A 25337-nucleotide genomic window follows, 5' to 3' on the forward strand; every position below is an offset into this window, starting at 1 on the left:
CGTCATGAGTGGACGGGCGGGACGCCCATCCCACAATAACAATTAAAATTGTAAGTTATTTAATTCGCGATCCTAAGTGGGTGTTGAAGGAACAGAATGCAGAAATTCGGCGCGGGTTAATTCAGGGAATTACTTACGATCGCATAATTCAAGAATTCGCGGTGACAGAATTAGATAGTTGGCAGGAATACACTTTATTAAGCATCGAGTTTGACGATGATTTTGATCGGGTGAATAGTGCAAATCCTGTTTATTTGTTAAAAATGACTTGTCCGAGTACGGGATTCATTCACGCTTTGCGAGTGCCGCCTGAGATAGAATCAGCTAAAGAAGCAATTCGCTGGGTAAATTGGGATATTGACCCAGAGGAGTTTTCCGTACAAACCTGAGTAATACAAATTTAAAAAAGTCTTGCTACAATCATCACTCTTATACCAATTGTTAAAAGTCACAGAACCCCGCCCCGGACTTAGGCTAAACCGTTTCCCTACCCGATCGTCTGTACTTCACTCCACTGAAAACCGCTATATTGACAACAGCCTTAACCCATGAAACACCGATAAACGTTCCCGCAGTGTGCCACTTCCAAGGGTGGAATGTACCAACCACCGATCGCCCACAAACGGTTAATAACATCAAGAAGAAGCCCACCCTCGGATCGAAGGTGGGCTCTGTTCATGCCAGCTTACCGACAGCTAGGCAATCGGGTCTCTTCGCTGGTAGACGTAAAATATCGGAAAAAGATCCGAACGTCTGAAAAAACTTCTCGCCCACCATTAAGCTTCAGTTTACCCAACCGGATCGGGAAAATTGCGCCCGCAGCGCTGTTCCCCTGACATCGGGGAACACTGGGGCTTAAACTTTTCAATAGACTTCTGCAAAAAAGCTCGTCTTGGGCCGGCAGGATGCCCAACCCCTACTCCGCACAAGAATTAAACTTGTTCGAGAAGTCTCCTAATTCTGCTCTTTAACTTTGATTTCCCAACTGATTAGGCATCGTGATCGTGTGCAAAACGACGGAACAGGAAATCTAGGGCGTAGTTCCGCAAATTGTAGTATTCCGGATCTTCCATCATTTGAACCCGATCGCGCGGACGCGGAAAAGGAATCTCCAAAACTTCGCCAATTGTCGCCGACGGGCCATTAGTCATCATCACCAGTCGATCTGCCAAAAACAGCGCTTCATCAATATCGTGAGTAATCATCAACACCGTACAGCGGTGATCGTTCCAGATTTTCAGCAACTCTTCTTGCAATTCCTCCTTAGTAATTGCGTCCAGAGCACCAAAAGGTTCGTCTAAAATCAACACTTTCGGGCGAATTGCCAAAGCGCGGGCGATCGAAACCCGCTGCTTCATCCCCCCCGAAATTTGCGGCGGTCTTTTCTGGGCAGCTTCAGTCAACCCCACCATCGCCAAATGCTCGTTGACGATCGCATTTTTTTCCACCTTCGACTTATTCGGAAATACAGCATTAACCGCCAGATAAACATTTTCAAACACCGTCCGCCAAGGCAGCAAAGCGTAACCCTGAAACACCACCATGCGATCGGGGCCCGGCTTCTCAATTTTTTGCCCGCTAATTCTGACGCTGCCTTGAGTCGGATGGCTAAAACCCGACACCATATTCAACAGCGTTGACTTGCCACAACCCGAGTGTCCGATCAGCGTAATAAACTCTCCCTCAGCTACAGTCAAGTTAACGTTTTCTAAAGCCTTGTAACCATTTGGGTATGATTTGTGAACATTTTCCATCACCAAAAAAGGCTTCCGGCGATCTTTCTTAGACTTGATTTGGGTTTTGGTATTCGTCTGGTTTGTAGTGGTGTTGAGCATAATTTGGGAACTTGTTAGTGGGTTATTGGCAATTGCGAATAATGGAATTTTGAACGGTGAGTTGCGATTTGAGACTACTTAAATCCTCTGTTTTTCTCGTTTGTATTGAAGTCTCCTTTCCCCTAAATCCCCCTGGTTGTTGGGGAGTAGGGGTTGACTTTGAACTCTCTTTTTCCCCTTTTTTAGGGAGACTTTGAACTCTCTTGTTCCCCCCTTGTTAAGGGGGGTTAGGGGGGATCTTCGGGTTTAAAAATATCCCCTAGAGAGAATCGAGTTGCTCATCGTCAGACGCAACTCTAAGCAACTCTACGGTCGGAATCAAGTACAACTTCCGCCATCGTGAAATCGCGTTTAATCGCCAGACTGTTGAGATAGCCGATCGGATCGTCAGCATTAAACACCGAGCCGTCAAACAAGCTGAGAGAACCGCGAGTGTAAGTAATATCAGCCATCCCCAGCTCTCGCGCCGCCGTGCTGAACGCACCGACTCGCACCACCCGCTCCAGAATTTCCACCCAGTTGCGCGGGAACACAGTATCGCCCCAGCGCGCCATCTGCACCATGTGCCAGAGTTGTTCGGTGCGGCTTGGGCGATTCACCCCCTCTCCAGAAAACAAGTGGTGGGCGTATTCCCGCATCGGAGTATCGAGGTTGCAAGCAGAAGATTTGGGGTCGCCGAGTTGGATGTAACTCTTATCAGTAGCGACGTACTCCCTTCCCGCGACAATTTCCGAAACCTCGGCGGCGCGACTTGGATCGGCGCAATAGTTGCAAGCTTCGAGCAAAGCTTTGACTAGAGCAATGTGAGTGTTGGGATAAGCATTTGCCCAGTCTTCCCGCACCCCCAAAATTTTTCCCGGATGCCCCGGCCACAGTTCCAAATCTGTCGCCACCGTAAAGCCGACTCCTTCCATCGAGGCCCGCAAGTTCCAAGGTTCGCCGACACAGAAACCGTCAATAGTGCCGCCCTGCAAGTCAACGATCATTTGGGCTGGTGGGATATTTGTCAGCAACACATCGTGATCCGGGTCAATCCCGCCGGAAGCCAGCCAGTAACGCAGCAACAGGTTGTGCATCGAAGAAGGGTGAACGATGCCCATGCGGTGCGTTTGCGCTGGCGTTCTCTGGAGCATTTTTTTAAAGTCTGCCAGAGTGTAGATTCCTTGGTCGTAAAAGCGCCTCGCCAGGGTAATTCCGTTGCCATTGCGGCTCATGGTGAGGGCTGTAACCGTTGGAATCGGCTGCTCTTGGTGGCCCCCCAAGCTCAACCACATCGCCATCCCAGAGGGCATTTGGGCTGCGTCTAAGTAACCTGCGGCGATGCCGTCTACGATGCCGCGCCAGCTTGTTTCCCGCACGAGGTGGACTTCATCGAGGCCGTGCTTGGCAAAAAAGCCTTTTTCTTTGGCGACAGCTAGGGGAGCACAGGCTGCGAGGGGAATAAAGCCGAGTTCGAGGTTGACTTTTTCCAGGCCGTGGCGGGCGATCGCGGGTACTTTCCGCGCCCGCAGTTTTTTGACGCGCTTCTGCTGGTTGAGGAAGTAAATCATTTCGCTACGTAGAGCGTAGTAGCTGGGGTGTGAGACTACTTCCATCCGCTTGCGGGGGCGGGGGATGTCTACTTCGAGAATCCCGCCAATCTTCGATTCTGGGCCGTTGGTGAGCATGACGATGCGATCGCTCAGCAACACCGCCTCATCCACGTCGTGAGTTACCATCAGGGCGCTGATTTCGTACTCTTGGCAAATTTCCATCAACTTTTCTTGCAAGTTGCCGCGAGTCAAAGCATCCAAAGCGCCGAAGGGTTCGTCTAGAAGTAACAGTTTGGGGCGCAGGGCCAGAGCACGGGCGATCGCCACGCGCTGTTTTTGTCCCCCTGATAGCAATGCAGGTTGTTTTTCGGCGTGGGGAGTTAAGCCCACCATGTCGATGTGTTTTTGAATGATTTCGAGGCGTTCGGCTTTGGGTAAGCCGCTCATCACCGAGTCTACAGCTAGGGTAATGTTTTCTCTGACCGTCCGCCAAGGTAGCAGGGAATAGTTTTGGAATACTACCATGCGATCGGGGCCTGGCTGGGTGATTCTTTGTCCTTCAATTGTCACCAATCCTTCTGTCGGCAAATCCAAACCTGCCACCATATTTAGCAGCGTAGATTTGCCGCAGCCGGAGTGTCCGATTAAGGAGATAAATTCGCCTTTTTCAATTTCCAGATCGATGCCTTTGAGAGCAACGTATGTGCCGCCGTCTGATAAATTAAATACTTTTTCCAGTTGTTCTATTTCAATCAAAATAGACATGATTTTCTTGCCTTTTTTGTAGGTTTCTTATTTCGCTAGCTGCCCGTTTTTCTTGATTAGCAGCTAGCTTTAACTGTCGCTTGTTGGAGATTTCGTAACCCTGTGTAGATTGCAGTTTCCTGAAATATAAATATCGAGTTTTGAACTCAAATCTTTCAACTCAAAACTCAAAATTATTTAGCGAGTTACTTGCACAACTATTTTCCTTGAGGGGGAGCAATTTTTTGCTGCAACCAAGCCATCATGCGATCGAGCAGCAAACCAACAGCCCCGATGTAGACTACAGCTAACAAAATTTCGCTGATGTAGTTTTGCTGGTAAGCGTTCCAAATAAAGAAGCCGATACCTGTAATCCCGGACATCACAATTTCCGCAGCGATAATTGCCAACCAAGCCAAACCGATCGCAATTCTCAATCCTGTGAAGATGTAAGGAAGTGCCGACGGAAACAAGATATTGAGGTAATACTCTTTCCGAGTAAGTTGCAGCACTTTCGCAACGTTGTTATAGTCGTCTGGAATTTGGCGCACACCTTCAGCCGTGTTGATCAAAATCGGCCAAACTGAAGTGATAAAAATCACGAACAAAGCAGCAGGTTCGTTTTGTTGCAGTGCAGCCAGGGCGATCGGCACCCAAGCCAAAGGAGCCACCATCCGCAAAAACTGAAAAAGCGGATCTAAAGCCTTATTTAGAAAAGGATTTGTACCTACCACAACCCCCATGCCAATTCCCACAGCCGCGGCGAGAGTATAGCCTTTTGCCACCCGTTCCAAACTAGCTAAAGTTTGCCAAAATAGTCCGACTCCGTAGGTTTTGGAGTTCATGAAAGGATACATCAGCAAAATCCGCGTCCGTTCATCTGTCCAAACGCTTGTCGGCCCCGGCAATTTAATAATTCCAGAACTTGACAGGAATTGCCAAACAAACAGAAATCCAATTACCCCCAAGATTGGCGGCAATATATTCGGGGAATTCTTCTTCCAAAACTCGCCCAGCGCCGCTTGCGGAGCGGCTCCACCTCTCCGACTTGTACTTACAGCCATCCTGCTTATCTCCTCTGTTTCTGCGGTGTTTTCTTTCGAGAGTAAATTTTCGAGGCTAAATTATGGGAAGCTTTTACCCATCACACTTTTTTAATCGCCAAACTGCTCAGATAAGCTTCGGGCTGATCCGGGTTGAATTCTTTGCCGTCAAAGAACTTCTCAATACCGCGAGACGTACTTTTCGGAATATCAGCATCAGCAACTCCGGCTAATTTGGCTGCTGCTTTCCACAAATCTTCGCGGTTGACTTTATCGATGAGTGTCTTTTTGTCTGCCAAGGTTTTTGTTGGCAAGAAACCCCAGCGAACGCTTTCGGTTAAGAACCACAAATCGTGGCTCTTGTAGGGATAAGAAACGTTGCCGACACCATCGTTCCAGTATAGGGGGCTGCTCTTGAAGTCGTTGATGTCGGGTTTGCCGTCGCCCATGACATACTTGCCTTCATAGGGAGGAGTCAAAACAGCCGGAGATACGTCAAAGAAGTTTTTGCCCGAAACAATGGCAACTAATTCGGCGCGATTTTCTGGCTTGTCGCACCACTGTTGCGCTTCGATGATTGCTGCTATCACGGCTTCTGTGGCTTTCGGGTGTTTGTCCACCCAGTCGCCGCGAATGGCTAAATATTCCTCTGGATGTGCTTTCCAGATTTCGCCAGTCAGGGCTGACATGAAGCCGATGTTTTCTTTGACAATCCGCAAAGGCCAGGGATCGCCGGTGCTGAAAGCGTCCATACTTCCGGTTTTCATGTTGGCCACGGTTTGGGCAGCCGGTACTGTTAGCAAGCTGACATCTGTATCGGGATTGATGCCGTTAGCTGCAAGCCAGTAGCGAATCCACAAGTCTTGGTTGGCTTTGGGAAAGGTGTAGGCTGCTTTGAAGGGAGTGCCTGCTTGCGCCAAACCTTTGATGTAGTCTTGGGCTGCTTGGTCTAGTTTGAGTCCGAGGCCTTTGCCTTGGTGTTTGCCCGCGATCGCAATTCCATTTCCGTGAGTGTTCAACTGGGCCAGAACATACATCGGGATTTTGGTGCTGTTTTTGGTGATCAGGCCTTGACTAATTTGATAAGGCATCGGCATTTGCCACTGGCCGCCGTCTATGCCGCCCCCGGCCGATCCGATTTCTACGTTATCTCTGGCCGAACCCCAGTTGGCTTGCTTGGCAACTGTTACCTCTGTCATTCCGTATTTGGCAAAAAAGCCTTTTTCTTGGGCAATGATTAAAGGTGCTGCTTCGACGATCGGGATGTATCCCAATGCGATTTTAGTGCTTTCAATTCCTTCTACTCTTTTCTCGTTGGCCACAGCAACTGCTGAGGTTGCCACCGGCACTGCCCCGCCACCAGCAGTGGCTCCACCACCGCCAGCACTAGCACCCGGTTCGGGAGGATTTCCCAAACACCCTTTGAGCAGTATTGAACTGACTGCAGATGCACCTGCTGTAACGATAAATTTACGCCGAGAAAGCGCAGAAAATTCATCTGAAAATCTTGTCATAGTCTAGCCTCGCTGCAATTCATAATCTTCTGTAACAACATTCACTGAAGTTTATCAAGGCGCTTTTTTTCTGTTCGCTAATGGAATTTAGCGAACTGTTTTGAGCGATCCTTGGCAGGAGGGAGAAAAAGATTTATCGCTAGTATAAGTCTTTAAACTATCCCTGCTGATTTGACTTGTTTGATTAATATCGATATTTCGATCGGCCCAGTTGTGTGAGGTGGCAAAAAGCGAGCAGCACATTTTCTTGGCTTCGTTATTAGCTTACCGTACTCTTGCTGAAATTATAAAACAATTATTAAATTTGATTGATAAGTAAATCTTTTAGCTGTGTGCTATCGATAAGGAAGGGTTGGGAAGGGCGATCGGGTTTGCTTATCAAAACTGGTTTAAACCAAGGCTTCCAGGGTAAAGGTTGTAGCGAAGGGCGATCGGGCAGCCTTCAACTGTATTGTCAATAAGTTGCAAACATCGCAGCCACCGCACATTTACTTTGTTAATATACGTCTATATTTTTTTTAGAAAATTGTAGTTTATTATACAGAAATAATAAACTTTTTAGGATTCGGCTGTTTTAAAAGGCTTAACTGGTTTTCATTGGACTAAAATTGGCGCTTAATCGTAAGTGATTTACCGGATAGGATATGACGTGCGCTTTCAGGTTCGATTTCTGTAATACCGAGAAACCGGGTTTCTTCAAGAAACCCGGTTTCTAAACACCCGAAATTACTAATCGCTCGCACTTTTGTACAGCAGCTTAGTTGGGCGGGTCAAAGCGGTTGACGGAGAGAGCAACACCGATCATCGGCAGAGCGACGCCGAAGCAAATCAGCCACTGATCCAGATTCATCGGAGCCGTCTCAAATATGCTATTGACAAACGGAGAGTTAGCAAAGATAATCTGCAAAATTATCGCCAGGACAATTCCCACACCGAGGGCGGGAGCGCCGCTAACTTCTTCCTTAGAACCGCTAAATTTAGCAATCAAAGAAGGCAACAACTGGCTGAGACTCAACAGGTAAAAAATTCTCCCCATTACCAAGGCTTGAATCGCCATCGTGCGGGCTAGTTCTAAGGTTCCCCAATCCGCTTGGCGCACCCATTCAAACATTCCGAAAATCAGAGTCCAGTTGTAAAGAGAAATAGCGATGATCCGCTTGATCCGATTTCCGGTGAGGAAAGGTTCGTTGACCGGTCGGGGCTGCTGTTTCATGACTCCCGCTGACTTGGGCTCGAAAGCCAGGGGCACAGTCATGGTGATCGAGTTGAGCATATTCAGCCAGAGAATTTGTAGCGACAAAATCGGCAATTCTCGACCGAGGAGGGTGCTGAGCAAAATTGTCATCGATTCTCCGCCGTTGACTGGGAGAATGAAGCTGATTGCTTTGAGCAGATTTTTGTAAACCGATCGCCCTTCTTCGACAGCAGATTCGATCGACGCAAAGTTATCATCGGTAAGAATCATGTCGGCGGCTTCCTTAGAAACCTCCGTACCGCTGCCCATCGCAATCCCGATATCCGCTTGTTTCAGCGCCGGCGCGTCGTTAACGCCGTCTCCCGTCATCGCCACAATTTCGCCTTGATTTTGCAAAGCTTCTACGAGGCGGAGTTTTTGTTCTGGGGCGACGCGGGCAAAAACTGAGCCGGCTTCTACGGCTTCGCCGAGTTCCTGCTTGCTCATGGAGGCGAGCTCGGCGCCGGTGTAGGCTACAAGTTCTCTGTGGTGTTTAGTTTTGCGGAATCCCATGCGGCGGGCGATCGCCTTGGCTGTAGCTATGTGGTCGCCGGTAATCATTTTGACTTGGATGCCGGCGGTTTGACAAGCTTGGACGGCTGCGATCGCTTCTGCCCGCGGCGGGTCAATCATGCCTTGCAGTCCCAAGAAAACCAGCCCTGACTCCAAATCCGAGTGATCGACGGAATTTTGGCTTTGCGGTACTGGCTTTTTCGCTAAAGCCAAGACGCGCAAGCCTTGATGCGCCATTTCATCGACTTGGTGGTGGATTTGTTCGCGATCGACTTCTACCGGATTTCCTTGGGTATCGAGACTGGAACCGCAGCGGCCGAGAATTGATTCTACTGAACCTTTGACGTACAAAATTTTGCCACTGGGAGTTCGGTGCAGCGTCGCCATGTATTGAAACTGAGATTCAAAGGGAATTGAATCCAGCCGCTGCATTGATTTGGACAAAGCTTGCTGACTCAATTCGGCTTTTTTGCCCGCAGCAATTAACGCTCCTTCTGTCGGATCTCCGACGACTATCCAATTATCGTCTTTGAATTCCAAGTGAGAGTCGTTGCAAAGCAGTCCAGCTTGCAAACATTCTTGCAAAGTTGGAGCTTGGCTAACAGTAATTGGCAGTTGGTTGAGTTGAATTTCACCTTCGGGGCTGTATCCCGTACCCGTAACCGAGTAGGATTCGCCGCCCGAATAGATTTCTTGCACCGTCATTTGGTTTTCCGTCAAAGTTCCGGTTTTGTCGGAACAGATGACTGTAGCGCCGCCTAGGGTCTCTACAGCGGGCAATTTGCGGACGATCGCGTGGCGATTTGCCATCCGGGAAACGCCTACGGCTAGGGTGACGGTGATGACGGCGGGTAAGCCTTCGGGAATTGCGCCGACAATCAGGGCGACTGCGGGTTCGACTGCTTCTTTAAAGGCTGAAACTCCCTCTGGGACAGGTCTGCCCAATCTGACGGCGAAGGTCAAGGTTGCCATTCCCAACACGAATAACAGCCAGTTTTGACTGAATTGGTTGAATTTGCGGGTTAAGGGGGTGGTGAGGTCGATGTGCCGATCTAATAGTTGGGAGATTTTGCCGGTTTCGGTTTTATTGGCGATCGCAATTACGATGCCGCTACCTTGGCCAAAAGTGACAAAACTGCCGGCATAGGCCATGTTATCCCGTTCTGCTAGTGGCGTTTCTTTTGGCAGAACTATGTCTCCAGATTGTCCTAATTCTTTTTCGACAGCAACTGATTCCCCGGTGAGTCCCGATTCGTCGATTTGCAAGTCGCGGACTTTCACTAAGCGCAAGTCTGCCGGTACTTTGTCGCCGGAAGTCAGGGTTACTAAGTCGCCAACAACGAGTTCTTTGGAGGGAATTTTTAATTTTTTGCCGCCCCGAATAACTGTGGCTTCAGTGGTGACAGCTTGGGCGAGGGCTTCAATTTTTTTCTCGGCTCCAGCTTCTTGGATGAAACTAATAGTAGCGTTTGTGGTTGTTACGCCCCAAATTACGCTAGCGTTTAGCCATTCTCCGATCACTGCTTTGATTAAACCTGCACTCAGCAAGATGATCAGGAGGGGTTGGTTAAATTGCAGGATAAATTTTAACCAGGCTGGTTTCCCTGCTTTAACTGTTAGTTCGTTGGGCCCGAATTTCTGTTGGCGATGGTTGGCTTCTGTCGGTTCTAAACCGCTTTCCAGGTTGGTTTCTAAGATAGTTGCAACCTTGGATATTTCTAGGTAGTGCCAATATTGCTCTGCTAAGTCTACATCGTTGGCGGATCTTGATGGCATTATTCTTCCTGAATATTGGGGGTGTGTGAGGAGCTTCGATCGCTCTTTAATAGGCACGCTAAATACAACTCAGCGCTCGTTGGAGCGTGAATATATTGAGCGGCTTAATTGTTTGTTGATTACTTTAACGGGCTGTGACTTACATCTATATTACAACGGATGTGGCCGTTTGTGGCAAGAGATGTGGGGAATTTTTTTCGGTGCTAAATCTGGTTTGGGACTTGGTGGCTAAGGTGGGGAAAAGTCGATCGAATCCCTTGACATTTTGCAAGTTTTAGGTGTGGTTGAAGAAAGGGAGGACACGGAAGTCACGGATAGACGGATTCATTATTGAACACGAGTCAGGAGTTATCGATCGCAGAAATGTTACAACCTAGTTAAGCAACAAAATTTTGAGTTCATGGAAATAGTAGTGACGCTGGTGCTGGGTTCAGTGCTGTTTGTCTGGGGAATGCGGTTCGGGCGGGTGTTAGTTCGATCGGGAGTGACGGCTAACGACTTGTTTAAGGGCAGAAATTCGATCGCCCTGCTGTTTTTGGGTTTTTATATTGCCTTGCTGCTACTGGCTCTAAATATGCCTCAAATGCCTGTTTTGCCGATCGAGTGGCGCTTTCACGGGATGCGAGTTACTTGGACTTTGCTCAGAGTGATGCTGATGGGAGTCTGCGGTATTGGGTTTAGTATAAGTTGGTTGACAGCGCGATCGCAAGTAATCGCAGTAATTTTAATTGGCTTGTTGGGATTGGGAGGATTTACAGGCGCTGAAAACTATTTTCTGGCGCCAATTTACGCTGATTTAATAGATAATTTGCGGCCAAACGGTGTATTTCGGCAAACATCTAACAGCAGTTGCGCGCCGGCGGCGCTAGCAACAGTGTTAAGGCGTTGGGGGATGGATGCGACGGAATCGAGTGTAGCTAGAGAGGCCGGCACGAGTCGCTTGGGAACTTCCATGCCACAGTTAATTATAGCAGCAAGAGCTTTGGGCGTAAATGCGATCGAACTAACGCCAACTTGGGAGCAAATTCAGCAAATTAATCGCCCCGGAGTGCTAGCAGTTTGGCTATTTGACGGCCCTCGGAAGCTACCCCACGCGGTCGCTTTGCTGGGAATGAATGACCGTGTAGCTGTCATTGGAGACCCGGCGCGGGGCAGGATTTTCTATTTAGATAGGGCAACTTTTGCCAAAGTTTGGCGCGATCAATACGTGCCGATTTTCCGGTCTGCTGATATCTTGTTAAGCAATCAGCAAGCTATTGACTATTTGAGTAAATTAGGATATAATGGCGGCAATTTAAAAGCAGATATCGAGCGCTTTCAAAAAGACAAAAAATTGCAAGTCAGCGGCAACTTAGACCGGATGACTGAGTTAATGTTGAGCGGCAGTTTTTTGGAAGAAGTCCCCAGATTGGATGGGAAATAGTTATTAAGGAATGAGAATTAAATAACTTCCACAAGATTGTGGGACGGGCGGGACGCCCATCCCACAATAACAATTAAAATTGTAAGTTATTTAATTAGCGATCCTAAAAATCATCAAGCGCCGAGGCACTCTTGACCAACAGAAAATAGGAATCATGCGGTTTTTTTTCAAACAATCTTTGAGTCATATTATGTTCGGTATATTACCCCTAATACCGTAGGGGTTCCCCTCACGGAAAATATCTGCTAATAATTGACAATCTCAAAAACCCGCCCTTTTAATCGCTCGATCGCACATGATATCATCCGTTCCTAGCGATCGAATATTTGCGATCGCCCCAGCAGATAATCGGCGATCGCACATTGGTAGCGTGGCTGCATGAAATTACCGTAAGCGTAGGCAGTTGCATCTAATTCCTGCTATATTTTTACGGTCGATCGCACCTTGGTCACGCCTCACCGTTTTTGACAGTTGGGAACAGTTGAATCCCTCATTTTAGGCTCAGACAGCTTGACTTCCCATCCAGGTAAATTCCACCAATTAACTCGCTGATTCGGCTGAATCCAAAAGTTTAGTTGTGTAATCTTACCATCCTCAAATCTGAGTGTGGGAAAGGTAGGATAACTGGTATCATCGGTTTCGCGATAAGTGCGTCCCAGGTAATTTAGGCACGTCGTTAATCCCTCATTAATTCCCAATTCTTCCACTCCCGTTCCCTTCAATTTGGCATCATCGTAAGTGAAAGAACCGTTGAATGTATTGCCCGCTAACCCGCCTTTGGTAACAGCGATCGTGAAATCGTAGGTGACGGGAACTGCGTCGGCTTGGGTTGCAGTTACAACTGTGCTCAGAAGAGTCGTGGCGATGGCTACAGAGAGTTTTAAAATTGCTCGCACACTCGCATCCCGAAACAGAACAACACTATAAATTCCGCTTTCAGCCATCGGGAAACTCCTTGATTAAACTTATATAGTCAGTGTGCATTTTGGATATGATATCATAAGCTATCAGTTACAGCATATTCCATGTAGATGTAGAGGGCGAGAAACCGGGTTTCGAGCAACAGAATCAGTAAGGATGGGAGAACTGTAAAGAAACCCGGTTTCTGGGGTATACTTCATCAACCTGGAATACGCTGTAAATGCGATCGCAGCCGAGTGCTAATCGAACAAAAATTACCGCATCTGGTTAATCATGGATACTTTTTTTGCTCTGAAAAACCCCACCTAAAAAAACGTCTTTAATCGCCCAAAATTAACTCAGTAGATTTAACCACATTCATTCCCGCCACCGCAAATTTTTGATAAGCTGCATCGGCTTGTTCCGTGAAATCAACAACACCCGGAACAACCACAGGCGAAGTGCAATCTTCCAGCAAATAAACCTTCTTTGCCAAACTCGGATCTCGCGCCAAAATTTCCGTTAACAAATCATCAATTGTCCAAGCAACGCAGTGACTTTTCGCTTGTCCGGCAATAACTACTGCATCAAAATCGAGTAATTTATCAATAAACTTAGCATTCTTTTCCGCAATCGGATTGCCGTCGAATCCCTCTAAAACTTCCGGCCGCAAAACCGAATAGTTTTCAGTCAGTGGATTCCCGCCTTTGATCTCAAAAAGTGCTTGGCTGTTGCGGGCTATAGTATGAAAAAATACAGCTTCTTCCACCGCAGAAACCAGCGCGTGTCCGATGCCACCTAACATTGAGTGATAGGGCCAAATTGTCAGGGGATATTTCCCATCGGCGCTGAGTTTTTTGACGTAGTGGAAAGCCTGTTTTTCCAGTGCTGAAAAATTAGCCCCGCTGATGCTATCGGCTACGGCGGGATTGACTTTCCAAATGCCTTTTTGGACATCTTCGAGTGTAATAGAAGTTGCGGCTGGTAGGGGGTGTTCGCCAGCTTCGTTTATCCAAAAGATTGGATGAAAAATTTGCATGGCGGTGTGGGTGTCCATTGTCGGCGCAATGGTTGTAATTGCGTTTAAATTGCGATAAATAAATTCGCACAGTCGCAGGTTATCATCAACGGCACCACTACCGGATCGCCCGCCCACAAATAATTCAAATTCGGGCAAGCAAAATGTATTTTGGGCGTCTATTATCAGCAAACAAATCTGATTTTTGTCGCTGGCGGCGGGCGGGATGTTGTGCTGTGTAGCCCAATCTTTCGCTTGGGCGGCGCGTTCTAGGTAGGGTACTCGCCAGACTTCGCCTACTTTTTTGGGGTCGAAATATTCGGGGATTGGAAGTTGGGCTGGTGGTGTCATGACGATCGCTTTTAGGGTTGTTTACAGTAATAATTTAAGTTTGGAGTATAATGCTGATAAATATTTGCGGGTGAATCATGGCAAAAGCACGAATCCAAGATTATGCTAGGGTAAAATTTAAACGCATAGTGTTGTTTTTTTCGATCGCACTTTTGCTCGCTCTCTTAATTGTAGCAACTCGCTCTGCCTACGTTCAAGATGTTTTGAGAACTCTGTTAATGCGGATCGAGGATTTAGGGTGGTGGGGGCCAGTGGCTTTTGTAGCTACTTATAACTTGGCTACTGTGCTGTTTGTACCGGGTTCGGTACTGACGCTGGGAGGGGGAGCGATTTTTGGTCTGTGGTGGGGTTCAGTTTACGTATTTGCGGCGTCCATTTTAGGTGCGGTATTTGCTTTTGCGATCGGGCGCTATTTATGCCGCGATCGCGTGGTAAAATATATGGAATCTCACCCCAAGTTTAAAGCTCTCGATCGCGCAGTTTCCCAACAAGGATTAAAAATAGTTTTTTTGACTCGTCTTTGTCCTTTATTTCCTTTCAATTTATTGAATTACGCTCTAGGAATTACTCAAGTTTCTTTGAAAGATTATGTGCTGGGTTCCTTTGGCATGATACCGGGTACAATTATGTACGTTTACTCCGGTTCTTTGGTGGGAGAGGTTGCGGCGATAGGCACGGCAACTGTGTATGCCAGTCCTCAAGATTCCGCAGTAAAATGGTTGATTAATATTATCAGTTTTCTCGCTACTGTCGCTGTTACTGTCTTTATCACTCGCATAGCCAGCAAAGCTTTGGAAAAAAGTATTTAATTAGGAGAATTTGCCCATGTCACAATCAAAAGTCGATCGCGTAACTGTCCCCCCGATGGACGAACACAACCAGAAATTAGTCTCCTATTTGCATCCGCCCGATTGGGTAAATCCGCAGCCGGCTAGTTCTTATAATTTAGTAGTAATTGGTGCGGGACCCGCCGGATTAATTGTGGCTGCCGGTGCGGCAGGTTTGGGCGCGAAAGTTGCTTTGATTGAAAAACATTTGATGGGCGGCGACTGTTTGAATGTCGGTTGCGTGCCGTCAAAAGCTTTAATTCGAGCGTCTCGCACTGTCGGCGATATCTGGGAAGCAAGTAAATTTGGTGTTAATGTTTCTGACAGTGTAGAAGTGGATTTTGCCGCTGTGATGGAACGGCTGCGCCGGATTAGGGCGGGAATCAGCGATGTTGATTCTGTTGAACGCTACCAGTACAAATTAGGAGTTGATGTTTTTTTAGGTTCTGGTCGTTTTACTAGCAATAATACAGTAGAAGTTGGGGGGCAAACTCTCCGCTTTAAAAAAGCAGTAATTGCCACAGGTGCAAGGGCGCTACAACCAGAAATTCCCGGGTTGCAGGAAGCTGGATATCTGACAAATGAAACTGTCTTTAACCTCACGGAAAGGCCACAACGCTTAGCTGTAATTGGCGCAGGGCCGATCGGCTGCGAATTGGCTCAAGCCTTTCGGCGGCTGGGTTCGGAAGTCGTATTGCTGCACAAAAATGCTCAGATTTTAGACAAAGAAGATGCGGATGCTGCTAAAATCGTGCAGCAGGCTTTTCTACGCGAAGAAATTCAACTAATACTAGAATCCACAATAGAGCGCGTTGAGCAAACAAATGCAGGCAAAGTAATTTATTATCAATCTCAAGGTAAGGAAGCCTCGGTAACAGTAGATGAAATTATTGTGAGTACAGGGCGATCGCCCAACGTCGAAGGATTGAATCTGGAGGCGATCGGCGTCGAATACGATACACAAACAGGCGTATTTGTCAACGACAACTTGCAAACTACTAATCCCCGCATTTATGCCGCCGGCGATATTTGCATGAAACATAAATTTACTCACGCTGCTGATTTTGCCGCGAGAATAGTAATTCAAAACACTCTATTTTTCGGGCGCAAAAAGCTCAGCGCTTTGACGATACCTTGGTGTACTTACACAAACCCGGAAATTGCGCGCGTCGGAATTGGGGAACACGAGGCTAAGGAAAAAGGCATTGATCTCGATACATTTTTAATTCCTTTCAGTCAAGTCGATCGGGCAATTATTGACGGCGAAGAGGAAGGATTTGTGAAAATTCACGTCAAGAAAGGCAGCGATAAAATATTAGGTGCAACTATTGTAGCGCGACACGCTGGGGATATGATAAGCGAAATTACTTTAGCAATGGTTAACAATATTGGTTTGGGAAAGATTGCTAGCACAATTCACCCGTATCCAACACAAGCTGATGCAATTCGGAAAGCGGGAGATGCTTACAATCGCACTCGTTTGACTCCGTTTGTGAAAAATTTGTTTAACCGCTGGCTGGCTTGGACGCGATAGTTTGAACTGTATTGAATCAACACCAGGTACAATTGAACCGTAGGGGCGGGTTCACCAACCATCTATGGAAAAAATTAATAATCTCCTAAACCCGCCCCCACCCGATCGCAAATACAAATTTACCATTAATTTATTGAATCAAATGTTGATGTAAAATTGGGCCGTGGCGGGGCGGGTTTATCAGATTGTTTGATTTCTGTTCGAGATTTCGGTGAACCCGCCCCTACAGAGATTGCGGTTTCAATCTTCCCATTTACGTTTCTGTTTCTGTTTCCAATCCAACACCTTCATACAAAAGTGCGATCGGCAAATCAAACCCAATACTTGATAAAGTGATAATCTCCCCAGCAGTGTAAGAATAGTACAGCCACATTCTCCCCTCTCCCCGACAGTAACGCTCAACAAAAATCTTTTGTGAATCAATCAAGATATACTCTTGCAAAGTCGGAATTTTCAGGTAACAAGTGAATTTTTCATCCCGATCTTTAGCACTTGTACTGGGAGAAAGAACTTCCACAATGATTTTAGGATTCTGAATGAAATTGCGTGAATTAATGTCTTCTGGATCGCAACTGACTATCACATCAGGGTAGTAGTAACGGCTTTGAAAACTGACTTGCAATTTCACGTCTGATACGTTCATCCGACAGCCTGTGGAACGTAGATGCGGGCGCAATGCAGTGTAAAAGTTAAGTGCAATATCGTTATGGGGAATTGTACTACCCGTCATGGCAAAAACTTCGCCGTTGACATATTCGTGGCGAATCTCTTGTTGAGCTTCCCATTCGAGATATTCCTCAACGGTCATTTTTTGGGGTGCTTGGGGAATGGCTACCATAACAATTTTTTTGTCACTGTTACTTTGATTATAGCATTAGGCATGGGACAATTTTCAGAAAAACCATAGGTCAAAAATCCCCTTCATCTACTTGGAATACCGTCAATCCCAAGCCTCTCCACATATCAACAACTTGCTGGCGATCGTCCAAAACAAACTTTATGTTATACTTTCCATCAATATGCTGCCGATAGAATTCATCTTTAATAATCGCATCCTTCCTCATATCTCCCGTTTTCCGCATATAAAGAGCAGCATAATTGACATCGTACTGCTGCAACCATTTTTCAGTTTGAGGTTGACAGTCATCTGTGCGGCCCGACACTACAATAATATGGGCGCTGGTTTGCCACTTGCGAACGGTATCTAAGACGGGCTGATTTGGTAAATCGCGATCGCACGTCGAAGCATCAAAAGGATTTCTACCGTTGAGAAGTGCCAGCGTGCCGTCCATATCAACAATAATTGCATCCGGCAAATCCGGGTTATATTCCGGCGGCACAACGGGAACCCGCACGTACTTATTGTACATCTTCATTATCACATCTTTGCCCACCGAATTAAGCCTTTTCAAATCCCGTTTAATACATTCCTCAACCGGAACTTGTAGGAAAGAATCATTAACTTCGACAACAGCTTTACCTTTAACCAACTCCTTGATATGCTCGATGTGAGGCCCAAAATTAGTATCATCAACAATGACGTGCTTGCCACTTTCCAAAGCCATCAAAATAATCGTATCTCTCAACTGCAAAATAAACTTTTCATTCGCCGGCGACCAATGAGAAGCGTGAGCCATTTCTCTGAGCAAATCTTTATTGCTACGCACCCACTTTGCAGGTTCCGACAGCAGCAATTCCCTAGCAAATTGAGATTTTCCAGAAGCAGGTAAGCCGACAAGTATAATAACTCTTTTCATGGCAATTGGCAATTGGTAATTGGTAATTGGGCATTGGGCATTGGGCATTGGGCATTGTTTAAATACTTAAGCTGTTCTCCATTTAAATTGTGTGTCAAAAATCACTCAAATTATTGTGGGATGGGCACGCGAGCCCGTCCAGAATATGCAATTTAAACGCGCAACAGCTTACCTCTTCATTCCATCCGTTACATCCGTTACATAATCCGTTGCCGAACTTCCCTCTTCCTTCAACATCTGCCTCACGCTCGATCATTAATCCGTGTATCCGTGTCAAAATCCGTGTCGTGCCTTCCTTCTTCTACAAACCTAGATGGAGGTAATCTAAACCCAATAACTCTTCTATCTTATGAATAGTAACATCGCGGAGAGCTTCTTTCACTCCCGCAACTCTTCGGGCCCGCAAAGAAAACAAAATCCCGGAATACGGCAAATGTTTCACAGCTAAGGCAAAATCTTTCTGAACTTCGATATGTTCGTGCTGTCGGTAAACCTCCTCGATTTCTTCAACCAAAGATTGATATTTGTCCTTAACTTGTTGATACAACTCACTCCACTCAGGAAAATAAGCTAAAAACTCTTCTCCTTCATTAGTTATAACAATCTCGATCATCCTGCGGGTAGAAAACCCTTCGCGGAGATGGGAAATCGCGACATATTGCGGAGACTTTACTTTAACTCGGTTGAAATCAGCATCGCAGATAATATACCCTTCCGAATTCATCGGATCTAAATGTTGAGCAGCTTCGATAACTTCTTTCCAGCTAGTTAAAGGATAGGATGCTACCAATTCCCAGCCGTATTTATTAGCCCAAATACTCGGATCTGTTTCTAGCAGCGTTTGAGTGTTGCGAACCCCGTGCAGCACGATTTGATTGTTTTGTTGCTGGACAACTATTCTATTGTAAGGCGTCATCAACTCAAAGATAAAACACTGGTCGGTTTCTTGTGGCAATTGATATCCCAATTCTTGCCAAACTTTCCAAAAAAGTTCGGCAAAGCTGAATCCAAAACCGTTAACTTCGCCGGCGGCGTCGGGAGTGCCACTAGATTGCACTCTCCATTCTCCCTTGTAAAAATACAGTACAGTCAAAGAACCGTCTAGTTTTTGGTAAACTTTGGCATTTGTCCAATCAATTGCAGCGGCGTGAATTTCTCCGTAATTAAAAAATTTGTCGTAGGGATAAGAAACTATCTGCCAATCTTGAGATGAATCTAAAATAATGCCTCGGCACTGCTGGACTATTTTTTCGCCCAGGGGAGATTCTATCTGCGAGTATTTCAGACAGACTAAATCGGGATATTGGCGGTGGCGGGTAACTTTGATATGATAAGTTTCGGACAAAGTTTCCAATCCGTGCTGACGTAAATACTCTTGTAGTTCCACCTTCGATTCCTAAAATTGTCGCCTTTTCTATTTTATCTGTAACTGCATATTTTAGGGCATTTGTAAAAAAAAAGTTAAAGTTGCTTTTTTGCGGAATGCCTATTGGGAGTTTGGTATTTTCGAGTATCGTTGTAAATAGGTGAATGTGCTTCACCGAAAAACAGGACTGTTTCGACATCAGGGAAAAACACAGTGAACAATAAATTATTACTTTTGGCGACTTCGGCGTGTGTATTGACTGCTTTAGTACCTGTATCGCGAGTTTTTGGTGCGTGCGAATTGTCGCAGCTACCGCCGGAAACAAAATCTGTTGCTGTAGCGGGTACGGCTGTTCCGGTAAGTCAAATTTTGCAAAAGTTAAAAGGCAAAACACAAGTACCAATTTTCCTCCCCAGTCGGCTTCCTATTTCGCAGAAGCTTTACTATCAAAGTCAAGCGAAAACAGACAGCTATACTATTTCTATGGAGTATACAGCAGATTGCCGAGGTGCGGGAGCTTGCAGTTTTGGGGAAATTAGAGGTCAGAAAGGCGGTGAGTTTTCTACCAAAGTAGAAGGGGTAACTAAGACTTTAAAAAATGTTCAACTGGCTGACCGAGTGAAAGGAGTTTATCATAACGGTTGCGGGGCTTACTGCACAGCAACTATCGAGTGGAAAAGTCGGGGTTTTATGTATACCGTAGCCCTTAAGAACGGACGAGAATCTGATTTAATTTTAATAGCAAATTCTGCTATTCTAGCTCGGAAGCGTTAAGTTTTGTAGTGGGGACGCACAACTTTTATCTGTAGGGTGCTCCGTGCGTACCTGACCGTTATTGTATGATATATCTTAACTCGCACTCGCCTCTTACAAGATGCTATGGTTTTTTGCGCTGACCTACTTAGGGGGAAATCAGGATGAGGAGAAGATGGCTATTTGCGGCGATTTTTGCTTGTGTGGTGACTGCTTTTACCATCGCACCTTTGACACCAAACTCAGCGTTAGCAAGGACTGAACTCCCCATTACAGAAATCCGCTGGTTTAATTATTCCCCTGAAGATAGCTGGCAACCGATACAATTTATTGTACCCGATCGCAACACTGCAAAATCTGCCAACGGCGGTAAGTTGCGATTGTACGATGTTCATATTGCCAAGATGTTTGAGATTTCTCATTTTCTGTGCGATCGCGATCGTGCTTCTGAGGGTTACAATTGGTCTTATCAAGCGGAAAATGGCAATATTGAGATGGGACGCTTCAAAATTAGCTGCAATCTCGCCCGTTCCATAGCCACAGCTTACGGCTTAGGGAAACCCGAAATTACAGTGATTCGCCGCAACTTCAACCTCACAAACGGTCGCCCTTCTTTTGCGCTAGAAAAATACTCGATTCCCACTTTTAACATTGCTAAAAATAGAGTTGTGCAGTGGAGGAATTTTGTCCAAAAAATTCCCCCAATCCCCGATAACTCAGGTGCAAAACAGGCTAACAGTCGTTTTCCTGCTAGTAACATCTTTAGACAAATCAAAGGCAAAACGCGAGTGCCTGTTTTTCTTCCGAGTAGACTTCCTTTATCTGACATTCAGCAACTTGATTTTGATGTGCAAGCCGGTGCCAACGGTTACATTGTGGGAATGTATTTAGGCAAAGGATGCCGTGCGGGAGCTTGTTATTTCGGCACAATCGAAGCTAAAAGAAATGAACCGTTTTCGCCTCCTTCGCAATTGCCGCAGGATACTTACAGAAGCGTTGAATTGGCAGGCGGATTCAGGGGGATTTATTTCAATAATTGCGGTGCTTACTGCACTGCTTTTGTTGAGTGGCAAAGGCTGGGGGTGCTGTACCGAGTCACAAGGAAAAACGCACGGCAGCAAGAAGTTGTCCAGATAGCAAATTCGGCACTTCAAGCAGGGCCACGTTAATACCATTTTAGATTTTAGATTTTAGATTTTAGATTTGGTAATGGCTATCACTAGACTCCAATTGCATTCATTCGCAAACAATCTAGAAATTATCTCCGTTTATCTGTGTTTATCTGCCTTGCATTTGCGGTAGATCGATCGAAGATATATGCAATAAGTCTACTTTTTATGCTAAGGATCGCGAATTAAATAACTTATAATTTTAATTGTTATTGTGGGATGGGCGGGACGCCCGTCCTTTTTGGACGGGCGTCCCGCCCATCCCACAAACTTGTGGAAGTTATTTAATTCTCATTCCTAAGCTGTTTGGTGGCTTGAGAAGTACGATCGCAACTTCGATCGCCCTTTTCCCCTCGCAACTACATTTCTATCCCCAAATCTCGCAACCTTTGAGCTAATTCTTTCTCGCAGCAGCTAAGCTAACTCCTCATGTCAAGCAGGTTCATCCGGCTCGACCCTAGGTAAATCTTACATCGCCCGCAGGCTTTGCTTCAGAATGTCGATCGCCCCCGTGCCAGCGACGCCCAATGCTAGATGGGAAACATCATCAGGAATCACTGCTACGGGCAGTCCTACCATTTTAGATTTTAGATTTTAGATTTTAGATTGGCAATGGCTTATTATGTAAAGGTTTGGAGCTTGCCTACCGTTGCATCCTTTTTTCAAACAGGCGGTCAAAATCTGGTATTTCTCTTTTATCGCCCGAATTATCCCAACCAGCAATTAAAGTCCCCACCTGCGGTACGCTAGATCAGGTGAATATATTGGCTGATTTCAAGCTATCCTCCGATCGATCTTATGTCCCCAACCACATCTGCCCCTTCCCGAACCGTTCGCATCGGTTCCCGCAAAAGCCAACTCGCTCTCGTGCAAACCCACTGGGTGCAAGAACAGCTACAGAAACACTTCCCGCAACATACTTTTGAAGTCCACACCATGTCCACCCAAGGGGACATAATTCTTGATGTCGCCCTCGCTAAAATTGGCGATAAAGGACTTTTCACCAAAGAATTAGAAACGGGGATGATTAACAATGAAACGGACTTTGCCGTTCATTCCCTCAAAGATTTGCCTACCAATTTGCCCGAAGGTTTAATTTTAGGATGCGTCACCGAACGGGAAAATCCCGCTGACGCCCTGGTAGTTCACTCCAAGCACAAAGACAAGCAACTCGACACCCTCCCAGAAGGTTCAGTAATCGGCACTTCTTCCCTGCGGCGGCTAGCTCAACTGCGACACCATTTCCCTCATTTTGAATTTAAAGATATTCGCGGCAATCTCAATACTAGACTCGCTAAATTAGATGAGGGCGGTTACGACGCGATTATTTTAGCAGTTGCCGGCCTCGAAAGATTGGGAATGGGCGATCGCATCCACCAAATTATCCCTGCTGAAATCTCCCTTCACGCCGTCGGACAAGGTGCTTTGGGCATCGAATGCCGCGCCGGAGACACAGAAATCATGGCACTGATTAAAGCTCTCGAACACTCGGAAACCGCCCAAAGATGTTATGCTGAACGCGCATTTCTGCGGGAATTAGAAGGCGGCTGTCAAGTGCCGATCGGCGTCAATACCAAAATAGAAAACGGTCAATTAACCTTAACCGGAATGGTATCGAGTCTCGACGGCCAGCGATTCGTCAAAGATAGTGTTTCCGGCGCCGCCGAGACTGCTGAAATGATCGGAATTGACCTCGCTCACCGCCTGCGCCAACAGGGTGCTAGTGCAATTTTGGAGGAAATATTTGTCGAAGTTCAACGTGGTTCCTAAAACCGATCCGCATCTCTTTGTCAATGCTTTTAGACGCGATATATCGCCTTTTGTAGAATAAAAATAACAGGCGGTTTGCTTTGGCAAAACAGGTAGAGTAGCAGTCTGATTGTAGATTTTTGATGGGATTTTAAGTAGGGCTTGCGGGATAGATTTCAAAAATATCTGACTAATTTAGGACGCTCCGCACGGGTGTTAAGCAACCCGGTTTCTGATGTAAGTCTCGCTGTATAGCCCAAGATTTATGGTAAAAACCGGTTTTTTTTCGTAAGTCCTAGAGTTCTTAACCTCTCCATCCAAAATCTACAATCAAACATCCAAAATTAATCAGCAATTTATTTCAGGTAAAAGCCCACTATGAGCGCTAGAGAAACTCAATTAAAGCTGGAAGTGAAAAAGGTTCAGCAACTCTATAGCAAAATGCAAGCAGACCAACAAGCTTTGCAGAAGCAATTGAAAGAGTTCAAAACTCAAGCCGGAAGTTTTTCGGATGTAGTCGAGCAAGTCTTGCCGTCCGTAGTTTCAATTTACGTCATGGATTGGGATACAGAAGAAGAGATTTCTTCAGGAAGCGGGTTCTTTGTATCGCCGGACATAATTGTCACGAACTATCACGTTGTAGAAGATATTGCCGATGAAGATTACTTCTATGAAGAAGATGAAATCGAACAGGTTTTAGTGGAAACTCATGACGGAAAATTGAGATTGGCAGAGGTGGTGTTTACTGGTAATGCCGAAGAAGATTTAGCATTACTCTTAATTAGCGATTTTACCTTCGACCCGAACACAGGGGAACAAGTGGACTCTCCCCAAGAATATCCTCCCCTAGAGTTGTCTTTGGATGTGAAAGTGGGCGATCGAGTAATTGCTGTGGGCAATCCTTTGGGGCAGTTTGCTTCAACTGTAACTCAAGGTATTGTGAGTGCAATTCGCGAACCAGAGGAATATGAAGAAGGCGACGATGAAGAAGATGATTTTGCTGAAGTGAAGGTGTTGCAAACTGATGCGGCGATTAATCCGGGAAATTCCGGCGGCCCGTTGATTAATATGGCTGGTCAAGTGGTTGGTGTGAATACGTGGGGAGTGGAAGATGCCGACAGTATTAATTTGGCGATCGCCTCTGAAGCTTTGGATGATTTTCTAGCGGGATTTGAGGAGACTATTGAGGACAATTCTCAGAATTAGTCGGGAGTTTCTGTAATATGTCATTCGGGCGATCGCCCTCGATCGAAATAAGGGCGATCGTTCTTTTTTTACCGGAAATAAACGCAGATGGGATAAGAAAGATTGCCTGTTTTTTGCGAAAGAGTTCTCGCTATTTTCGATCGCAGATATATAGTAAATTTCACCACGTTTCATCTGTCAGTCCATCTGCAACTGTCGCGTCCCACTCCGGGTCATTTTCTAGAGATGCTTCTCGGTAGGCCGACTCTAGTTCCAGACTCCGCAATAACTTCAGTGCTACTTCTATTACTTGGGAGTCAGAGCCAAAAAACCGGGTTTTTTTACCAAAATACTTCGTTGGAACATCGCAGATTTGGTAACAAACCCGGTTTCTGACCGCCCGTGCGTCCAGGAATGTTCATGCAGCCTCGGTCAAAGTCCTGACACGCAAAACTTCATTAGACATCAACGGTTCAATTTCCGACTCAGCTAAGGTAATTACGGCTATAGTTTCACCTAAAGCATTAAAAACTTCGAGACTGTAGCCATCCTCATCGGGGTGGGGATGATGCTCAACAATAGTGGCAATATCTCCTCGACAGAGTTTGTACTTAGGTACATCTGTTCGTAATGCTACTCTTTTAAACAAGGGAAATTTCATTTTCATACCTCCTTATTGGGATATAGGGTAATAAACTTGGTTTTTTGGGATGGAAACTCAGTCATCCAAATAGTTACTACTGGCAGACCTCTTCCGTTAGGGCCAGTTAATGTGCCACGAATTTCATACTTATTACCATAGCGCGTTTCTTCGGTTGGTGTTGCATCCAGAGGCAAAATTTGTTCTCTTAAGTCTTTTTCTAGTTGTTGCCAGTTGTCTTGGGTATAGTTGGCTTGTGCAAGAAACAAAGATTTATCATCTTCTAGTAAGAACTTGAGCAAGTATTGAGTTATTTTTGCTTCAGCAATAATGGTATCATTAGGTAGTTTCATTAACTTAATTTTGTAATATTAGTACAAGCGATTTAAAATTCTATCTTATTTAAAGATCGATCGCCCTTCCCATCCAGAAAGGCGATCGATCTTTTTTTTAAAGGGTATGAAAAGAGCGATC

General features: G+C 45.9%; 20 protein-coding genes and 1 pseudogene. 9 read left to right on the forward strand and 12 right to left on the reverse strand.

Translation table 11 applies throughout. The features are described from left to right. Positions 1–74: 74 nt before the first annotated feature. Positions 75–389, forward strand: a pseudogene (locus tag QUA88_RS24815) (DUF6745 domain-containing protein); the annotation flags it as partial. Between the two features lie 600 nt (positions 390–989). Here QUA88_RS24815 and QUA88_RS24820 read toward each other — a convergent pair. From QUA88_RS24820 to QUA88_RS24840, 5 genes are all read right to left on the reverse strand, one after another. Beyond that, on the reverse strand, positions 990–1835 hold the full coding sequence (locus tag QUA88_RS24820; RefSeq protein ID WP_333231198.1) for a nitrate ABC transporter ATP-binding protein: 846 nt from the start codon (positions 1833–1835) through the stop codon (positions 990–992). A gap of 296 nt (positions 1836–2131) precedes the next feature. Further along, positions 2132–4132 (reverse strand): nitrate ABC transporter ATP-binding protein, encoded by a 2001-nt coding sequence (locus QUA88_RS24825; RefSeq protein ID WP_333231200.1) that lies wholly within the window; start codon positions 4130–4132, stop codon positions 2132–2134. A gap of 197 nt (positions 4133–4329) precedes the next feature. Beyond that, positions 4330–5175, reverse strand: coding sequence for a nitrate ABC transporter permease (gene ntrB, locus QUA88_RS24830; RefSeq protein WP_333055906.1), 846 nt, complete (start codon positions 5173–5175; stop codon positions 4330–4332). 80 nt (positions 5176–5255) lie between these two features. After that, positions 5256–6668 carry a CmpA/NrtA family ABC transporter substrate-binding protein gene (locus QUA88_RS24835; protein WP_333274340.1) on the reverse strand — a complete coding sequence of 471 codons (1413 nt, stop codon included), beginning with the start codon at positions 6666–6668 and terminating at the stop codon, positions 5256–5258. A 757-nt stretch (positions 6669–7425) separates the two neighbouring features. Further along, complete coding sequence (locus QUA88_RS24840; protein WP_333274343.1) at positions 7426–10191, reverse strand: HAD-IC family P-type ATPase; 2766 nt, start codon at positions 10189–10191, stop codon at positions 7426–7428. A gap of 400 nt (positions 10192–10591) precedes the next feature. Between QUA88_RS24840 and QUA88_RS24845 the strand changes: the two genes are divergently transcribed. Continuing rightward, entirely contained in the window at positions 10592–11614 is a 1023-nt protein-coding gene (locus tag QUA88_RS24845) for a cysteine peptidase family C39 domain-containing protein (protein WP_333231209.1), read from the forward strand. A gap of 455 nt (positions 11615–12069) precedes the next feature. Here QUA88_RS24845 and QUA88_RS24850 read toward each other — a convergent pair whose 3' ends face one another. Both QUA88_RS24850 and QUA88_RS24855 read right to left on the reverse strand, forming a co-directional pair. After that, a complete protein-coding gene (locus tag QUA88_RS24850) occupies positions 12070–12558 on the reverse strand; it encodes a hypothetical protein (RefSeq protein WP_333055902.1) in 489 nt (162 codons plus the stop codon). Positions 12559–12854: 296 nt separating this feature from the next. Next, positions 12855–13883 (reverse strand): isochorismatase, encoded by a 1029-nt coding sequence (locus QUA88_RS24855; protein WP_333274347.1) that lies wholly within the window; start codon positions 13881–13883, stop codon positions 12855–12857. Between the two features lie 77 nt (positions 13884–13960). Here QUA88_RS24855 and QUA88_RS24860 point away from each other — a divergent pair, with 77 nt between their 5' ends. Next, entirely contained in the window at positions 13961–14692 is a 732-nt protein-coding gene (locus tag QUA88_RS24860) for a TVP38/TMEM64 family protein (protein WP_333274350.1), read from the forward strand. 16 nt (positions 14693–14708) lie between these two features. Next, on the forward strand, positions 14709–16244 hold the full coding sequence (locus QUA88_RS24865; RefSeq protein WP_333231210.1) for a mercuric reductase: 1536 nt from the start codon (positions 14709–14711) through the stop codon (positions 16242–16244). A gap of 253 nt (positions 16245–16497) precedes the next feature. Here QUA88_RS24865 and QUA88_RS24870 read toward each other — a convergent pair whose 3' ends face one another. From QUA88_RS24870 to QUA88_RS24880, 3 genes are all read right to left on the reverse strand, one after another. Continuing rightward, complete coding sequence (locus QUA88_RS24870) at positions 16498–17082, reverse strand: Uma2 family endonuclease (protein WP_333055897.1); 585 nt, start codon at positions 17080–17082, stop codon at positions 16498–16500. Positions 17083–17152: 70 nt separating this feature from the next. Then, positions 17153–18001, reverse strand: a complete 849-nt coding sequence (locus QUA88_RS24875; protein WP_333274354.1) for a phosphatase domain-containing protein — start codon at positions 17999–18001, stop codon at positions 17153–17155. 301 nt (positions 18002–18302) lie between these two features. Continuing rightward, positions 18303–19388, reverse strand: a complete 1086-nt coding sequence (locus QUA88_RS24880; protein ID WP_333055895.1) for a T4 RnlA family RNA ligase — start codon at positions 19386–19388, stop codon at positions 18303–18305. A 192-nt stretch (positions 19389–19580) separates the two neighbouring features. Between QUA88_RS24880 and QUA88_RS24885 the strand changes: the two genes are divergently transcribed. The 5 genes from QUA88_RS24885 to QUA88_RS24905 all read left to right on the forward strand — a co-directional run bounded on the left by QUA88_RS24885 (position 19581) and on the right by QUA88_RS24905 (position 24244). Then, positions 19581–20141, forward strand: coding sequence for a hypothetical protein (locus tag QUA88_RS24885; protein WP_333208134.1), 561 nt, complete (start codon positions 19581–19583; stop codon positions 20139–20141). Between the two features lie 143 nt (positions 20142–20284). Next, a complete protein-coding gene (locus tag QUA88_RS24890; RefSeq protein ID WP_333274357.1) occupies positions 20285–21289 on the forward strand; it encodes a hypothetical protein in 1005 nt (334 codons plus the stop codon). A 206-nt stretch (positions 21290–21495) separates the two neighbouring features. After that, entirely contained in the window at positions 21496–21687 is a 192-nt protein-coding gene (locus QUA88_RS24895; RefSeq protein ID WP_333274360.1) for a hypothetical protein, read from the forward strand. 400 nt (positions 21688–22087) lie between these two features. Then, positions 22088–23059 (forward strand): hydroxymethylbilane synthase, encoded by a 972-nt coding sequence (gene hemC, locus QUA88_RS24900; RefSeq protein ID WP_333055890.1) that lies wholly within the window; start codon positions 22088–22090, stop codon positions 23057–23059. Between the two features lie 357 nt (positions 23060–23416). Further along, positions 23417–24244, forward strand: coding sequence for a S1C family serine protease (locus QUA88_RS24905; RefSeq protein WP_333274362.1), 828 nt, complete (start codon positions 23417–23419; stop codon positions 24242–24244). A gap of 397 nt (positions 24245–24641) precedes the next feature. Here QUA88_RS24905 and QUA88_RS24910 read toward each other — a convergent pair whose 3' ends face one another. Together QUA88_RS24910 and QUA88_RS24915 are read right to left on the reverse strand one after the other, a co-directional pair. Further along, positions 24642–24884, reverse strand: coding sequence for a DUF4926 domain-containing protein (locus QUA88_RS24910; RefSeq protein ID WP_015176446.1), 243 nt, complete (start codon positions 24882–24884; stop codon positions 24642–24644). Positions 24885–24886: 2 nt separating this feature from the next. Next, complete coding sequence (locus QUA88_RS24915; protein WP_333274365.1) at positions 24887–25216, reverse strand: DUF6883 domain-containing protein; 330 nt, start codon at positions 25214–25216, stop codon at positions 24887–24889. Positions 25217–25337: the final 121 nt, after the last annotated feature.

The sequence above is a fragment of the Microcoleus sp. D3_18_C2 genome, from assembly GCF_036702395.1.
Taxonomy (GTDB): Bacteria; Cyanobacteriota; Cyanobacteriia; order Cyanobacteriales; family Microcoleaceae; genus Microcoleus.